We start from the raw sequence: 15,918 nt of genomic DNA on the forward strand, positions 1-15,918 counted from the left end.
GTGGCTGGGCCGGCCCGGCCACGCACCACGTAAGCCGCCACCGCCCGCCGTGGGGCCGGTGGCGGCTTACGTGGTGCGTGAGTTGGGGCTCACCCGGCAGCAGCAGCAGCAGTACGAGGCCCTGCGCCAGCAGCACCAGGCCCGGATGCGGCAATTGATGCCCGCCCTCATGGCTCGCCGCGAAGCGTTGTTTGCCAGCCTGGGCCACCCGGCGGCTACCGCCGAGCCCCGATTGCTCGACCAGATTGCCGCCCTCGAACGCCGCATCGATTCGCTTACCTATGCGCACTTCGGGGAGGTGGGCCGCTTGGTGACGCCTGCGCAGCAGGCCCGCTGGCAGCAGATGGCGCCCACCCTGCCGCGCATGATGCAGCAGCAGGGCCCTGGGGGCCGCCGCGGACGGCGCGAAGGACCACCGGGCCAGGGGCCACCGCCCGATGCCGGAATGGAGCCGCCCCAAGAGATGCCGCCGGAGCGCGGAATGCGCTAGCGCCACTGAAGTGGCGCGTGATGCCCTGTCGGGCAAGGTCTCGTGGTCAACTTGCCATCCAACTCCTGTTTATGTTGCTTTTAATTGACTTGCTCTATGCTGTCTGGTCATTGCTGGCGGCAGCCGGCAGCCTCGCTGTGGGCCCGCCCGCACCTGGCCTCACGCTGCGGGTGGAGCCGGTGTTTAACGGAAAGCCGTTGGTGTTAGACTCGGCAGTCTACCAAACGGGCACGTTCGATAAGGTAGCTATTAGTAAGCTGCGCTTTTACCTGACGGCCATCAGCCTCACGTATGCCGACGGGCGCAAGTATGCCGAACCGGCCAGCTACCACCTCATCGACGCCGACCCGGAAGCGACTGCTACGCTACAGGTGAGGCTGCCGGGTGCCCCAGCCGGCCGCTTGCGCAGCCTCACGTTCAGCATAGGCGTTGATAGCGCCGCGAATGTGGCCGGTGCGCTTGGCGGCGACCTCGACCCCGCCCGCGGCATGTACTGGGCGTGGCACAGCGGCTATGTGAACGCCAAGCTGGAAGGCAGCACCGTCCGGTTGGCCACGCCGCACCACGAATTTGCCTATCACATCGGGGGCTTTCAGGCGCCTTACAATGCCCGCCGCACCCTCACGCTGGCGGTGCCCACGGCCCTGGCAGCCAGCGGCAGCCTCACGCTACGCGCCGATGTGGGCCGCTGGCTTGACGCCCTGCCGCTGGCCCAGCAGCCGAGTGTGCAGGTGCCGGGCGCGGCCGCTATGGAGGTAGCCGATGCCTGCGCCCGGATGTTCTCGCTTTACTTTCCGCTTGCCCATGCTAGTCGCTAAGCTGATTCGCTGGGGGGTGTTGCTGAGCGGGGTGGGGGGCGTGTGCGCCTACAACCTGGCCCCGGAGCCGGGCGCCTTTGTGCAGCCGCAGGGGTGGCCGGCCCCGGCTTACCATTTTGCGACCAATCCGGCCACGGCGGCAGGGCGGGAGTTGGGCCGGGCGTTGTTTTACGAGCCGGCCCTTTCGCGGGATAGCACCATTTCCTGCGCTTCGTGCCACGCTCCGGCAATGGCTTTCGCGCACGCCGACCACAGGGTGAGCCACGGCATTGCCGGGCGGCTGGGCTCGCGCAATGCGCCGGGCCTCTTCAACCTAGCCTGGAGCACTTCTTTTCACTGGGACGGCGGCGTGAACAACCTCGAAGTCCAGGCGATTAACCCCTTAACGCACGCGGCTGAAATGGACGTAACGCTGCCCCAACTGGTGGCGCGGCTCAATGCCGCGCGCACGTACCGGACAAAGTTCTACCGCGCCTTCGCCGATTCGGCCGTGACCACGCCCCGCTTGCTCAAGGCGCTGGCACAGTTTACGGTATCGTTGGAGTCCTACAATTCCAGGTACGACAAATACGTGCGCCACGAGCCCGGCGGAGAGTTCAACGAGCAGGAATTGAACGGCTTGCGTCTGTTCCGGGCCAACTGCGCCAGCTGCCACCGCGAGCCGTTGTTCACTAACCACGGCTTTGCCAATAATGGCCTGCCGCCCGACTCGCTCTACCACGACCAGGGCCGCGCCGCCATCACCGGTCAGGCCGCCGACCGGTACCAGTTCCGGGTGCCCACGCTGCGCAACGTTGAACTGACCAGTCCCTACATGCACGACGGTCGCTTTCAGCGCCTGCGCGACGTGTTGCGGCACTACACCACGGGCATTCAGCCAAGCCCTACGCTGGCCCCCGCGCTGCGCCGGCCCCTGTTGCTGAGCCCAAACGAGCAAAAAGATGTGCTGGCGTTTCTGCTCACGCTCACCGACCGGGAGTTCGTCAGCAACCCGGCCTACCAGTACCCGCGCCAAGACTTATTGCCCGCAACCACGCCCACGAACTAATTACCAAAACATTACTCATGAAACCCACTTCAACAACCCTGCTGGCGGTGCTGGTCGGGCTAGGCCTGAGCCAGACTGCTCAGGCCCAGACGACCAATCCGGCCATTACCAAGTTTTTGCGTAATACGACCAATGTGCGGGCCCGGCACTACGTGAGCGGCAATGCTACGCCCATTCAGGATACTGTGCATGCCAATGTGCAGCGGGTGCGCTATTCGGCCACGTCCGTCTACATCAACGCGACGGGAATTCCGGCCTACGTCATCGGCCCTTACCTGGACGGCAACCCTTCGCTGGGCACCAACCGCAACTACCTGTTCAAGCTACCCCTCACGCCCCGGCCCAACACCGGCACGGCCATGGCGGTGGGCATGGGAACGACTGGCGTGCTCATCAACGGGGTGCCTACCTACAACTATGCCGATGGCATGAGCTACAACAACGGCGGGGTGTGGCACCAAAACGCGGTGGTATTTGAGCGCGCCGGGTTCGACTGCGCGAAGGGGCATCCGTCGCCGGTGTTTTTGGGGCCGCCCGGTCCGGGCGCCACGCTGGTGGGAGGCAGCTACCACCACCACCAAAACCCCTCGGCCTTCAATATTGCCACCGTGCCGCTGTCCACCGTGTGCAACATTTATCTGGCCGATGGCCTGTACGTGCCCGACAGTACCCGGCACGGCCCACTCATTGGCTTTGCATTTGACGGTTACCCCATTTACGGCGGCTACGGCTATGCCACCCCCCTGGCCGCCGGCGCCATCAAGCGCATGGTGCCCAGCTTCCGCAAGCGCAACATCAGCGCGCGCACCACGCTGCCCAATGGCACCACCGCCAGCCAGGTGGGCCCCACGCTGGCCGCCCAGCCGCTGGGCAGCTACTACGAAGACTACGAGCAGGTGAGCGGCTTGGGTGACCTCGACGAGCACAACGGCCGCTTCTGCGTGACGCCCGAGTATCCGCAGGGCACGTATGCGTATTTCGCCACCATCGACCGCGACGGCAATTCCGTCTTTCCCTATATGTTGGGCCCAACCTACTACGGGGTCGTCGAAACCAGTAATTTCCCGGTGATGGGGCCCGGCGCGGGCTCTACCAGCGTGGTTATCAACGAACCTGTGACAACGTATTCGCCGGTGGCAACGGCCGTAAACAAGGCTGCCGCAGCCGCGAAACTCACCGTGTACCCCAACCCGACGCACGACGTGCTGGTTGTGCAAACTACGCTTAGCTCGGCCGTGGCTCAGCCCGTCGACCTGCTCGACCTCACCGGTCGCGTAGTGGCGCATCAAACCCTCAACCCCGGCTCCACCATGTGCTATTTTGATACCCAGACGCTGCACACCGGCGTGTATCTGGTGCGGGTGAATGGCGGAAGCACGGTGCAGGTAGTGGTCGAATAGCTGAGGTTAAAAAGCTGACGAAGTGATTTTTCAGACCTGAGACGTTAGACACCAGACGTGAGAAAGGGCCTTTGCCGCCCTGAGGCTTCTTCTCAGGTCTGGTGTCTAACGTTTCAGTTCTTGGTAAAATCCGTCAAAAGCTCCGGGCATTTTCAGCTACCTTTGTGCCCCATATGGAACGACTCATTATTCTGGATTTCGGCTCGCAATACACGCAATTGATAGCCCGGCGCATTCGCGAATTGCACGTGTTCTGCGAAATTCACCCCTACACCCACGCCCCGAACCTCGTCCTCAGCGACGATATTCGGGGCGTTATTCTTTCCGGCTCGCCCTGTTCGGTGCGCGATGCGGACGCCCCCAACCCCGACCTGAGCCACATCCTGGGCCAGGTGCCGGTGCTGGGCGTGTGCTACGGCGCGCAGCTGCTGGCCCAGCAGGGTGGGGGCGAGGTGCTGCCCGCCACCATTCGCGAATACGGCCGGGCCCGGCTGACCGCCCTCAACGCCGATTCGGCCCTGCTGTTTGAAATGCACACCGGCTCGCAGGTCTGGATGTCGCACGGCGACACCATTAAAACCCTGCCGGTGGGCTACGACATCATCGCCAGCACGCCGGAAGTGGCCGTGGCCGCTTTCAAAATCGAGGGGCAGGACACGTACGGCATCCAGTTTCACCCCGAGGTGACGCACTCGACCGAGGGTAAGCAGCTGCTGTTCAACTTTGTGGTCAACATCTGCCACTGCGCCCAGAGCTGGACGCCCGACCACTTCGTGGATTCGGCGGTGGCGGCCTTGCAAACCACCATCGGCCCTGACGACCAAGTGATTCTGGGCCTTTCCGGCGGCGTGGACAGCAGCGTGGCGGCCCTGCTGCTGCACCGCGCCATCGGCCCGCGCCTGCACGGCATTTTCGTGGATAACGGCTTGCTGCGGCAGGATGAGTTTGCCACCGTGCTCAAAGCTTACGAAGGACTCGGCCTGAACGTGACCGGCGTGAACGCCGCGCCCGAATTCTACGCCGCGCTGGCCGGCATCAGCGACCCTGAGGGCAAGCGCAAGGCCATTGGCCGCACGTTCATCGAGGTGTTCGACCGCGAGGCCCAGAAGGTGCAGGGCGCCCGCTGGCTGGCCCAGGGCACCATTTACCCCGATGTGATTGAGTCGGTATCGGTGAAGGGCCCGGCCGTCACCATCAAAAGCCACCACAACGTGGGCGGCCTGCCCGAGAAGATGAACCTGAAAATTGTGGAGCCGCTGCGCATGCTCTTCAAGGACGAGGTACGGGAAGTAGGCGCGGCCCTGGAACTGCCAGCTGAGATTCTCAACCGCCACCCTTTTCCCGGTCCCGGCCTGGGCATCCGCATTCTCGGTGACATCACGCCCGAGAAAGTGGACCTGCTGCAGCGCGCCGACGGCGTGTTCATCAACCTCCTGAAAGAACACGGCCTCTACGAGCATGTGTGGCAGGCGGGCGCCATGCTGCTGCCCGTGCAGAGCGTGGGCGTGATGGGCGACGAGCGTACTTACGAGCGAGTAGTAGCCCTGCGCGCCGTAACCAGCGTAGACGGCATGACCGCCGACTGGGCCCACCTGCCCTACGATTTCCTGGCCGAGGTATCAAACAAAATCATCAATCAGGTGCGCGGCATCAACCGCGTGGTGTACGATATTTCGAGCAAGCCCCCGGCAACGATTGAGTGGGAATAAATCACGGATTCGTCGGATTAAAGGCGGATTTTTCGGATTTTGTGGACGATTGAGACGTGGAAGCTGATTAGAAAGTCGGCCTCGGGTGCCTATCGGTCATCCTGAGAGCAGCGAAGGACCTTCTCACGCCTGCATAATCGTCGTTCCGTTGGAATAAGGCCCTTCGCTGCGCTCAGGATGATATCGGGTTTCACTTGCTAAACAGCTTCGTGGATTATTTTGCTCTTTCTGACTAACCGATTTCTGACTGCCCGATTTTATGCTGCTGGACACGCGCCACAATGCTTTGACTAAGGAAATCATTGGTTGTGCAATGCGGGTGCATTCGACGTTGGGTAGCGGTTTTCCGGAGAATATTTATCACCGGTCGCTGGGGCTCGAATTGGCTAGAGCGGGATTGGCATTTGAGCAGGAAGTCCATTTGCCGGTGTTTTACCTGGACACGCAGGTAGGAGCCCGGCGGGTCGATTTTCTGGTTGATAGATGTGTCTTGGTTGAACTGAAAGCAGTGACAGAATTGACGCCGCTCAACTACTCGCAAATCATCAACTACCTAAAAGCGTATCACCTGGAAGTGGGCCTGCTCATCAATTTCGGCGAACAGAGCCTACGCTTCAAGCGCTTCATTCAGAATCATTCTCAAAGGCAAAGTCAATGATGAACTAGATACAGGGCTTTAACTTACTGCAGCCAAGCAAATCGTCCACAAAATCCGAAAAATCCGCCTTTAATCCGACGAATCCGTGATTTTGCACTGCCTCCAACACATGCCCCACGAAGGCCCCGGCCACGCGGCCGACTGGCTGGCGGCGCACGGTCATGCACTCACGTTCACGAAGCTGTTTGAGCCCAACCCGGAGTTTCCGGCGCTAGCTGATTTCGATGGCCTGCTGATTCTGGGCGGAGCCATGAGTGTGCACGATGAGGAAAATCTGCCCTGGCTGCGCGATGAAAAGGCTTTCATTCGCGAAGCATTGCGGGCGGGCAAGATTACGCTGGCCATTTGCCTGGGGGCGCAATTGGTGGCCGAGGCGCTGGGCGGCGAGGTGCGGCCCAACCACGCGCCGGAAATCGGGTTCTGGACGGTGCGGTTTTCGGCGAAGTCGCTGGAGCACCCGCTGCTGCGTGGGTGGCCCGAGAAAGCCACCGTGCTGCACTGGCATTTGGATACATTCGCGGTGCCGCCGGGTGCGGTGCGCGTGGGCATGTCGGCGGCCACGGCTACGCAGGGCTTTGTGTGGGGTGATGGGGTTATCGGCCTGCAGTTTCACCCCGAGATGACCGGGCCGATGGTGGAGAAACTGATGGAACTTGAGGGCCACGAACACGCCGAAGAACAAGAGTTTGTGCAGACGACTGAGCAGATTCGGGCCAAACTAAAATCAGTCTGGAAGGGGCGCAAGCTGCTGGAAACGCTGCTGGCGAATCTGGTGGCGCTGCACGAGAGAGAAATGGCACACAGTTGAGCCCCAGCGGGGCAACATATTGGTAGTTATAGCGGCTGATTGAATAGCCAAAAGCCCCAGCGGGGCGACACTCGTTGCAACGAGTGTCGCCCCGCTGGGGCTTTCGAATGCGCTAAGGGAATGGTTTGCTACCGATATGTCGCCCCGCTGGGGCTTGGTCTGACGAAGTGGTAAGGCATGCTAGAACCCCTTTGGTAACTCAATCCCCTTGATTGTCTTGTACAGGCTCAGTGCGTTTTGGTCGGTCATGCCGGCCACGAAGTCGGTGAGCAAGAGGATTTTTTCGTAGGCCGAAACGTGGGCTTGGTGGCCTTCGGCGCGGAACTGCTCGGGCAGCAGCAGGAGTAGCTTGCGGCTGCGGTGGCCCTGGCTGGCATCGAACACGGCAGCGAGGAAGGCATCAAGCAGACCGCCGAGAACTTCGAATCCTGCCGCTTCGATTTCGAGCACGGGGCGGCTGCGGTAGAGCTGGTTGATGCTCAGGTGCTGCACTTCCTGCAAATCGGCCCAGCAACTCAGTTCTTTGATGAGCGACTGGTCGTACTGGCCGCGCAGGATGGCGGGGGCGTGCCGGGCAAACAACGCGGCCAGCTCGGCCACCAGCTTGCCGATGAGGCGGGCGCGGATGTAGCCCAGCTCCTCTCGCCAGTCGTGCCACTGCACGCTGCCTTTGCGCCCGGCGGGGTCGTTGAGCATCTTTTTGAGCAGGGGCAGGCCGGTTTCGGGCGCGATGAGGCCGAGCTTCAGGCCATCTTCGAAGTCGATGATGCGGTAGCACAGGTCGTCGGCCGCTTCGACGAGGAAGGCTAGCGGGTGGCGGTGGTAGAAACCGGCCTCGCTGTCTTTGGCTAACAAGCCCAGCTCGGCGGCGACGTGCTGAAAACGGGCGGCTTCGGTCTGGAAATGGCCGTATTTCTTCTCCGATGCGCCACCGACTTTGGCGGTTTCGGGCACTAAGCTTGGTCGCGGATATTTGGTGAAGGCGCCCAGCGTGGCATACGTGAGGCCCAGGCCGGCGGTGCCGGAGCTATGCGCCGCGTAGGTGTGCGTGAGGATGCGGAAACCGGCCGCGTTGCCTTCAAAATGCTGCAAGTCGGCCACTTCAGCAGCACTCAGCGGCGCCAGATACGGCGCAGCAGCAGGGCTAAGGAAATAGCTGCTGATGGCATCCTCGCCGGAGTGGCCGAAGGGCGGGTTGCCGATATCGTGGGCCAGGCAGGCGGCGGCCACGATGTCGCCGCAGTCCTGGTCGAGGTTGGGGAGTTGCTGGGCTAATTCGGCATCGGCTTCCATCAAGTGGCGGGCAGCGAGGCGACCCAGCGAGCGGCCCACCACGGCCGTTTCGAGGGAGTGGGTGAGGCGGGTGTGCACAAAATCGGTTTCGGGCAGGGGCATCACCTGCGTCTTGCGCTGGAGCCGCCGAAACGCGGAACTGAACACCACCCGGTCATAGTCCTGCACAAAAGCGCCGCGCACGGGAGCCACGCTAAGCGTCGGGAGTTGCTGGTCGGGGAAGCGGCGCTGCGAGAGAAGGCGCGGCCAGGACATAGGTTCAGAAGGCATGCAGTAAAAGTAGACGTCTGGCTAGGGGAATGAATTTGCTGAAGCAACAACGCATACCGACTGCCGATGCTATTGAATTTGTTTCGATATTGATACTCGAATTCCTCGGGCGAATAACGCCTTCATTGGCAGCAGTAACAGCGCGTGGAGTTCTGGCACTCACCCTGATAAAGCGCATGAACCAGATAAAGCGCATGAACCAGCTCTCGGAAACTACCCGTTATTTCTTGAAGCGCTTCGCCGCGTATGCGCTACTATTCGCCATTATTGGCTATTGCCGCGTGCATTTCAGAAGCGGGCCCTGCACGCCCAATCTCGACATTGTTACCTATCTGATGGCAGGAATTATTTGCCTGGTTCTTTTAATCAAAAACGGTGCGCAGGCCATTTTTTGGCGGCAACAAGCCAAGGCACATTCTTTCCTGATTCATTTAGCCGGAGCTTTTACGCTGTACCTGATGGGGGCTTAAGCATTATCGCTACCGCCCCAGGTTTTCATCCAGCAGCCGGAACGGGCTCAGCTGGTTCAGGTTCAGCACAAAGCGGATGCCGTCGGTGAACTCCTGGCGGCTGCCGGGCAGGCCGTCCTGAAACTGCGAGCCGGCCACGGGCAGGTACAACTGAGCCAGGCCCCGGATGAGGGGCAGGGTAAAGCCGGCATCGTAGTAAACGCGCTGGGCCGTGGTGTGGCCCGCCAGGAAATAGGCTTCGCTGGTGGCGCCAAAATCGGCGAAAACGGTCAGCGGCAGCACCGGCACATTGGCCTCAATGTTGAGGCTGGTCAGCCATTTGGAGCTGAACACCGGCACAAACGCCTTGAAGGCACCGTCGCGGTTATCCGTCTGGTGGCGCTGGGCGGCGAAGGTGGGAGAAATTTGCTGGCGGTCGAGGAAGGGCGTTTGGCGGCGGTAGTCGGGGCTGCCGCTCAGGCCCATAACGAAATTGGTCTGGTCGGCGCTTTGCAAAAACCGGCCCCCAAACAAACGGACTTTAATCTGCTTTTCGGCGGCGTAGAAGCGGCTGTAGTTGGCGCTGGCGCGGAGCAGCACCGCGCCCTTGTCGCTGGCTTCGGTGTCGCTGGCCAGCAGGTGGTTCAGCTCCACATTGGCGCCCCACGACTGCAAGGCGTCTTCGTGACGGATGGAGTAGTCGGCCGCGAAAATGTTGCTGGTACGGTTCAAGTCCTGGTCCTGCACCGAAGTCAGGGCTACCTGCAGTTGCTGTTGGGGCACATCGCCGATTCGGTGCGGCATCACGAAGGTGAGACTGGGCTCAACCTTCAGGTAGCGCTCGAAGCGCTGCACCGTGATGCCGGAAGTGAGCCGGCGGGCGCCGCTCTGGGGCAGCACGTTGAGTTGCACGCGGCCAATGCCATTCAGCTCGTTGCGGCTAAAGCTATACATGGGCATGGCCAGGTATTCCAAACGACTGGGAACCACGATGCTGTTGTAGAACGCGGCCCCGAGCATGAACTTGTCGGAAGTGTTGGCTCCGAAGACGGGGGCCCAGTTAATGGTGGCCTTGTCCCAGCGCTCGACGCTGAACAGGGGGCGCAGGCGTAGGGGTTCGGAGCGGTCGAGGGGGCCGTTTTCGAGGCGGAGCCGGTCGTTTCGGCGGTTGAGCTGCGGGGCGAGGTAGCCAGCGTCGACCACAAGGGCCGTGACGTTTTCGCGCTTGAAGTCGAGCTGGCTGGTGGCTTCGTGCTCGGCATTGGGGTCGGTGTTGCCGAAGGGCGCCGTCCAGAGGGTTTCCAGGACCTTGCCCTGGGCGTCGACGCTCGACACGGGCACGGACCAGGGAATTTCCGATTCGGTGCGCACCAGCACCTTCACCACGTCGTTGAACACGGCCAGGTCGCTCAAATCAGCTTCGTAAGGCAGGGCATTGCCCAGGAAATCCCTGAAAAACCAGCCCAACTTCTGCCCCGAGCTTTCCTCAAAAACAGCCTGCATGTCCTCGGGGTAGGGGTGGCGAAACTGCCAGCGCGTGTAGTAGAGGCGCATGGCCTGGTCGAATTTTTCCTGCCCCAGGTAGCCCGCGAGATATTTTAGGGAGACGCCGGTTTTTTCGTACACCGTGGCCGCGTAGTTCACCTGCGTGTAGTCGGCCGAGGTGGGGCCCTGCACCGGCTGGGCCAGGCCGCGACTGGCCAGCGCCTGGTAGGGCAACAGGCTGAGGGCGGAGCCCGGCAGGTTTTCCAGCCCGAAAGTCTTCGCCACGGATTTTGAGTTGCCCAGGGCCGAGAGCATGCCCGAAGTAGGGTGGGTGAGCTCAGCCACGCGCATTTCCTCGTAGGTGTTCACGCCCTCGTCCATCCACGGAAAATCCCGCTCGTTAGAGCCCAGAATGCCGTAGAACCAGTTGTGGCCCACCTCGTGCACAATGGCTTCGGGCATGGTCACGGTCACCATGGGGTACTCCATGCCGCTGCCGGCCGACAGGGCGCCGTCGACGGCCGTGGCGCTGGCGTAGGGGTATTCGCCCACCCAATTGGAATAGTTGACGACGGCGGTGTTGACATCTTTCAAGCCCGCTATCCACTTCTCGGCCTGGCGGTTGGTAAATAGCACCCACGTCGTGACCACCCGGCCCGAGGGCAGCTTCACCGAGTCGCGCAGCACGTTAAAGCGCTTGTCGGCAAACCAGGCGAAGTCATGCACCCGGTCCTGCTTGTAGCGCAGGGTTTTAGTGGCCGCCTCGGAGGCCGGGAACGTCAGGTCCTTGCCGAAATCCTTGGCGGTTTTCTTCTGGGCCGTGGTGGCGGCCAGCACAGCCATGTGGGCCTGCTCGTCGGGGTTTTGCAGCACGCCGGTGGCGCCCACGGTGTAGTTGGCCGGCAGCGTAATGGTGACATCAAACGAGCCGTATTCGGAAAAAAACTCGCCCTGACTGAGGTAGGGGATGGGGTGCCAGCCGCGCCGGTCCAGCACCGCCGGCTTGGGGTACCACTGCGTAATCTGGTAGCTCTGGCCCACGTGCCCGAGCCGGGAAAAAGAAGCCGGCAGCTTCACCCGAAACGGCGTGGCGATGGTGGCGGCGGCGCCCGGTGCCAGGGGCTGCGGCAGCACCAGCTTGGCAATGTCGGGGTTTTGCGGGTCGTATTCGAGCTTGGCCGTTTGGCCATTCACCCGAAAGTCGAGGCTGTCGATAAAGCCCCGCTCCTTGGGTTTGGCGAAGAGAAACCGGCGGTTGCCCTGCCGCCGCTGCTCCCGCCCGAAGGCCGTGTGGTTGTCGCGGTAGGCATTGGGCCAGAGGTGAAACCAGATAAAGGTGAGCGCCTGGGCCGAATGGTTGGTGTAGGTCAGGTCCTCGTGGCCGCGCAGGATATGGGCTTTGTCATCGAGTCGAACGTCGATGGCGTAGTTCGTTTCCTGCTGGAAATAAGGGCCGGTCGGCTTGGGGGCGGCGGCTTTGGCCGGGCGCTTTTGGGCCATGGCCAAGCCGGGCAGCAAGGCCAGTAGGCCAAATAGAATCCGTTGTCTCATGCGAAAATCAAGGGGCGAATAGTAGAGCGTCAATCCAGGTACGAAGCTACGGGGTGGCATGGACTGATTGGCCGTGTGGCAGGGCAGGAACGTAGAATGAGGCAACCAGAGCGCCTGCCAGCGTAGCAGCCGCTCAAGTAATGCACCCAACAAATACCTCTACAAATGGCTCTTAACGGCACGCTACAGCGCTTCATCGAAGCCCAGAAATCCTCCTTCCAAACCGCGCTATCCGAAATTCAACAGGGCAAAAAGCGCAGCCATTGGATGTGGTACATATTCCCGCAGCTCCAGGGCTTAGGCGTGAGCGAAACCGCCCGATTCTACGCGCTGACAGATTTGCGGGAAGCCGAGGCATTTTTGCACCATCCGGTGTTGGGGCCCCGCTTGGTGCAGATAAGCAGCGCGCTGTTGAGCCTGGCTTCCAACGATGCTCACGCTATTATGGGCAGTCCCGATGATATAAAGCTGCGTTCGTCCATGACGCTTTTTGCCGCGCTGCCGGGCGCGCCGCCGGTTTTTCAGCAAGTCCTTGACAAATTTTACCACGGAGCGAAAGACGAAAAAACCGTGCGCCTGCTGGCCGGGCCTACGAATTCCTGAACCGTTTCGGTAATGTAGCAGGCCCCCTTGCGATAAATGCTTCAGCAGAATATCGTAGACCAGTTTCTGAACCGAAAATGGAAGCAAGACCGAAAATCGACGTACCCCCAACGCCAGCGGATAAGGCCGGCGAAATAGTTGCGTGGGGCGCGCTGGCGCTGCTGTGGGCGCTCACCATCTGGGCCTTTTTTCGCCTGCCTGACACCATTCCGGTGCACTTCAACGGGGCGGGTGCACCGGACCGCTACGGCGAAAAAGGCAGCCTGCTGCTGCTGCCGTTGGTGACCACCGCGCTGTTTGCGGGGCTGACAGCCATCACTTCCTTCTTTAGCAAAAATCCACACACCTTAAACTACCCCATCCGCATCACGCCGGCCAATGCGCTGGGCCAGTACCGGGGCGCCATTCGGGTGGTGCGCGGCTTAAAAATTGGGCTGGTACTCGTTTTTCTCCAACTTGTGTTTCAAACCATGCAAGTAGCTAATGGCCAAGCCAGCAGCTTGGGTGAGTGGACAATGCCCGTTTCCCTGGGCCTACTGTTCGGGCTGCCGGTTTTGTGGTTTTGGGTTACTGTAACTCGTAGGCCGGAATAGGGGCTTGGGACTGCAGGCAAAAACGTCCTGCTGAGCGGAGCCGAAGCATCTCGCGTGCCGAAGTAATCAAAGCCGTCTTCACAATTGAGTTACTACCCCACGCGAGATGCTTCGACTGCGCTCAGCATGACATACTAGGGCATTCGGAGTCTTTCAATTCCTGTTCAGGCGGCCTCGTGCGTTTGCCCCAGCAGCCGCACGGTGCCGTAGCCAATCAACAAAAACAGGCCGAAAACCAGCGTCACGCCCCACGTTCCCGGAAAGGAAAAAGGATGCAGCACCCGGTTCACGATGTCGTAGAAAAGCGTGAGCGGGTTGGCCAGCACATCCCAGGAATTGAAGCGCAGGTAGCGGCCCAGGTAGATGCCGAAGCTGCTGAGCAGCAGCGCCACCGTGGCAAAGGCCCAGCCCGCCCACACGCCTAGCCGGGCCTGCACCAGGCGCTGCATGTCGGATAGCGAGGCGTAGGCCAGCATCAGCCCGTTCCAGGCGCAGCCCAGAATCAGGGCCAAATCGTACCAGAGCGGCACGCCGGGGCGGGCGTCGAGGTGGAACAAATCGGTGAGGATGTACGGGGCATTGGGAAAAAACAGGAGCCACGCCGCACCCACCGGCAACAGGATGCGCGCCTTCAGGGGGCCCAGTGCCGTGCCCAGCATGGTGCTGAGCGCAAAGGGAATAACCGCCAGAAACAGGTTCCAAATCAAAAACAGAAACGTGAGATGGCCAGTCATCAGCACGCGGCCCACTATCAGCAGCACGCTCAGGGCCACGGAAGAGGCCAGCATAAACACCAGCGTGAGGCGGGCGCGGGAAAAGGGGAGGGGGGAGGTAAGCAACACGGCAACTAGCAGGCTTAGGTGAGGGAAGATAACGACCAACGCGGCACCAGCCGTATACCCGGCGGCCGGGCCCCGGCATTTCTCGCTAATTTTGTTCCGCTTTCCACATCGGCAAGCTTCTTTTTTGGTTCGATGACCTTTCCTTTTACGCGGCGGCTCGGCTGGCTGTTGGTCGGCTGCCTGCTGGCCGGCCCCGCGCTGGCCCAAACGCCTGCCAAGCCTCGTCCTGCTTCCGCCACGCCCCCCACCGATGCGGCCGGGCGCTACCGGGCCGCGAAAGCGCAGCTCGACCAGGGTAAGTACGCCGCCGCCCTGGCCCAGCTGGAACCCCTGGCCCAGCCCACGGCCCGCTTCAACCGCGGCGCCGATGCGGCCTACCTGAGTGCCGTAGCAGCCGCCAAGCTCAAGCAGTGGCCCGAGGCCGAACAGCTCCTCAACCTGCTGCGCACCGAATATCCGACCTATGCCAACATGCCCGATGCGCTGTTTCTGCAAGGCCAGGCGTCGTTTGAGCAGGAGGACTTCGACACGGCCCTCAAAACCTTAACCCTGCTGCCCCCCGACAAGCTGGTGGCCGAGCGCGAGGCCATGAAAGCGGCCTACCTGCCCCGCATAAAGGACCGCAACACTTGGCTGCGCAACCTGCGCCGCTACCCCGACGATGCCACCCTGGCCCGCGCCTACGCCGACCGCCTCATCTTCGGCGGCGCCTACACCGACGCCGACCGGCCGCAGCTCGATGAGCTCATTGCCAAGTTTAACCTCGACCGCAACCGCTACACTCCGCGCCCACGGGCCGTCAAGAAAAGCAGCTACAACGTGGCCGTGCTGCTGCCCTTCGAACTGAGCGACCCGAGCTGGCAAACCCAGCGCAAGAACCAGTTTGTCACGGACCTCTACGCCGGCCTGCGCCTAGCTCAAGACAGCCTCCAGCGTGCCGGCCGCCCGCTGCAGGTTTACGCCTATGACACCGGTGCCGACACCCTCACCCTGAAGCAGGTGCTGGCCCTGCCTGAACTGGCCGGCATGGACATGCTCATTGGCCCGGTCTACAAATCGGGAGCCCGGCTGCTGGCCCGTTACGCCCGCGAACACCAGATTGTGTGCGTAAATCCGCTGTCGCAGGACGGTGATTTGGTGGTCGATAACCCCTGGCACTACCTCTTTGCCCCCAGCGCGGCCACACAGGGCCGGGTTGCGGCACAGTTTGCAGCCAATTCTTTTGGGCTGGCCCGCCCGGCCATTCTGCTAAACGAAGATGGCTACGACGATACCGCATTTGCTGAGGCCTATAAGGAAACCTACGAGAAGCTGGGCGGCAAATTCAGTGCCGTGCGCCGCTTCAATGCCGATGTGGATGCCGAGGTAACGGCTGCCTTTGCCGGCCTCGATTTGGCCGGGGCCAGCCACCTGATGGTGGCTTCCGACAACCGCCATACGGGACCGGTCGCCATGGCGGCCCTGCGGGCCACTGCCGCGGGCAGCCCCCGGCCGCCGCTTGTCTGCCCCAGCGCCTGGCTCGAACACCCCCGGCTCGACCTGGGCCAGCTCAGCGGCAATGTATACTTTATCCAATCAAAGTATTTCGATGAAACGGCGCCGGGCTTCCGTCGCTTCCGCCAGCTCTACCTGCAGGGCCAGCACTTGCCGCCTTCGGTATTTGCCAGCCAGGGCTTCGAACTGCTACTGTACTTCGGCAATGCGCTGTTTCAGTACGGGCCCGCGTTTCAGGCCGGCCTGGCCAGCACCCCGCCACTGCCCGGAGCCATTTTCGAAGGCCAGAGCTACACCGGCGGTGCCCACGACAACCAAGTGGTGCCCTTGGTAAAACTCAACGGGCTCGACCTGCAAGTGCTGCGGTAGGGCATGCCTTTCACACAAAAAAAGCACGTCCTGCTGAG

General features: G+C 61.7%; 14 protein-coding genes. 11 read left to right on the forward strand and 3 right to left on the reverse strand.

Translation table 11 applies throughout. From position 1 onward, the window contains the following. From JKL48_RS20700 to JKL48_RS20730, 7 genes are all read left to right on the forward strand, one after another. On the forward strand, nucleotides 1-490 hold a 490-nt coding region (locus JKL48_RS20700; protein ID WP_201986911.1), incomplete at its 5' end, for a hypothetical protein. 71 nt (nucleotides 491-561) lie between these two features. Then, nucleotides 562-1,308 (forward strand): MbnP family protein, encoded by a 747-nt coding sequence (locus JKL48_RS20705; RefSeq protein ID WP_201986913.1) that lies wholly within the window; start codon nucleotides 562-564, stop codon nucleotides 1,306-1,308. Beyond that, nucleotides 1,295-2,356 carry a cytochrome-c peroxidase gene (locus JKL48_RS20710; RefSeq protein ID WP_201986915.1) on the forward strand — a complete coding sequence of 354 codons (1,062 nt, stop codon included), beginning with the start codon at nucleotides 1,295-1,297 and terminating at the stop codon, nucleotides 2,354-2,356. The genes JKL48_RS20705 and JKL48_RS20710 overlap by 14 nt, the downstream gene beginning before the upstream one ends. A 17-nt stretch (nucleotides 2,357-2,373) precedes the next feature. Then, nucleotides 2,374-3,756: a YHYH protein gene (locus JKL48_RS20715; protein WP_201986917.1), complete on the forward strand. Its 1,383-nt coding sequence runs from the start codon at nucleotides 2,374-2,376 to the stop codon at nucleotides 3,754-3,756. A 173-nt stretch (nucleotides 3,757-3,929) separates the two neighbouring features. Beyond that, complete coding sequence (guaA, locus tag JKL48_RS20720; protein WP_201986919.1) at nucleotides 3,930-5,465, forward strand: glutamine-hydrolyzing GMP synthase; 1,536 nt, start codon at nucleotides 3,930-3,932, stop codon at nucleotides 5,463-5,465. A 259-nt stretch (nucleotides 5,466-5,724) separates the two neighbouring features. Beyond that, nucleotides 5,725-6,123, forward strand: a complete 399-nt coding sequence (locus JKL48_RS20725) for a GxxExxY protein (RefSeq protein ID WP_201986921.1) — start codon at nucleotides 5,725-5,727, stop codon at nucleotides 6,121-6,123. A gap of 109 nt (nucleotides 6,124-6,232) precedes the next feature. Continuing rightward, a complete protein-coding gene (locus JKL48_RS20730; protein WP_201986923.1) occupies nucleotides 6,233-6,931 on the forward strand; it encodes a type 1 glutamine amidotransferase in 699 nt (232 codons plus the stop codon). Between the two features lie 180 nt (nucleotides 6,932-7,111). On the opposite strand, the gene dgt is transcribed toward JKL48_RS20730, so the two are convergent. Further along, on the reverse strand, nucleotides 7,112-8,494 hold the full coding sequence (gene dgt / locus JKL48_RS20735) for a dGTP triphosphohydrolase (RefSeq protein ID WP_201986925.1): 1,383 nt from the start codon (nucleotides 8,492-8,494) through the stop codon (nucleotides 7,112-7,114). Nucleotides 8,495-8,523: 29 nt separating this feature from the next. Here dgt and JKL48_RS20740 point away from each other — a divergent pair, with 29 nt between their 5' ends. Continuing rightward, a complete protein-coding gene (locus JKL48_RS20740; RefSeq protein ID WP_201986927.1) occupies nucleotides 8,524-8,964 on the forward strand; it encodes a hypothetical protein in 441 nt (146 codons plus the stop codon). 9 nt (nucleotides 8,965-8,973) lie between these two features. Here JKL48_RS20740 and JKL48_RS20745 read toward each other — a convergent pair whose 3' ends face one another. Beyond that, the gene (locus tag JKL48_RS20745; RefSeq protein WP_201986929.1) at nucleotides 8,974-11,979 is read right to left on the reverse strand and encodes a M1 family metallopeptidase; all 3,006 of its coding nucleotides are present in this window, start codon (nucleotides 11,977-11,979) and stop codon (nucleotides 8,974-8,976) included. A 165-nt stretch (nucleotides 11,980-12,144) separates the two neighbouring features. Here JKL48_RS20745 and JKL48_RS20750 point away from each other — a divergent pair, with 165 nt between their 5' ends. Continuing rightward, nucleotides 12,145-12,582, forward strand: coding sequence for a DUF1810 domain-containing protein (locus tag JKL48_RS20750; RefSeq protein WP_201986931.1), 438 nt, complete (start codon nucleotides 12,145-12,147; stop codon nucleotides 12,580-12,582). A 77-nt stretch (nucleotides 12,583-12,659) separates the two neighbouring features. Next, on the forward strand, nucleotides 12,660-13,175 hold the full coding sequence (locus JKL48_RS20755; protein ID WP_201986933.1) for a DUF1648 domain-containing protein: 516 nt from the start codon (nucleotides 12,660-12,662) through the stop codon (nucleotides 13,173-13,175). A 164-nt stretch (nucleotides 13,176-13,339) separates the two neighbouring features. Here JKL48_RS20755 and JKL48_RS20760 read toward each other — a convergent pair whose 3' ends face one another. After that, nucleotides 13,340-14,017, reverse strand: coding sequence for a DUF1361 domain-containing protein (locus tag JKL48_RS20760; protein ID WP_201986935.1), 678 nt, complete (start codon nucleotides 14,015-14,017; stop codon nucleotides 13,340-13,342). Between the two features lie 132 nt (nucleotides 14,018-14,149). Here JKL48_RS20760 and JKL48_RS20765 point away from each other — a divergent pair, with 132 nt between their 5' ends. Then, entirely contained in the window at nucleotides 14,150-15,880 is a 1,731-nt protein-coding gene (locus JKL48_RS20765) for an ABC transporter substrate-binding protein (protein WP_201986937.1), read from the forward strand. Nucleotides 15,881-15,918 lie beyond the last annotated feature (38 nt).

The sequence above is a fragment of the Hymenobacter rubidus genome (assembly GCF_016734815.1).
Classification (GTDB): Bacteria; Bacteroidota; Bacteroidia; order Cytophagales; family Hymenobacteraceae; genus Hymenobacter; species Hymenobacter rubidus.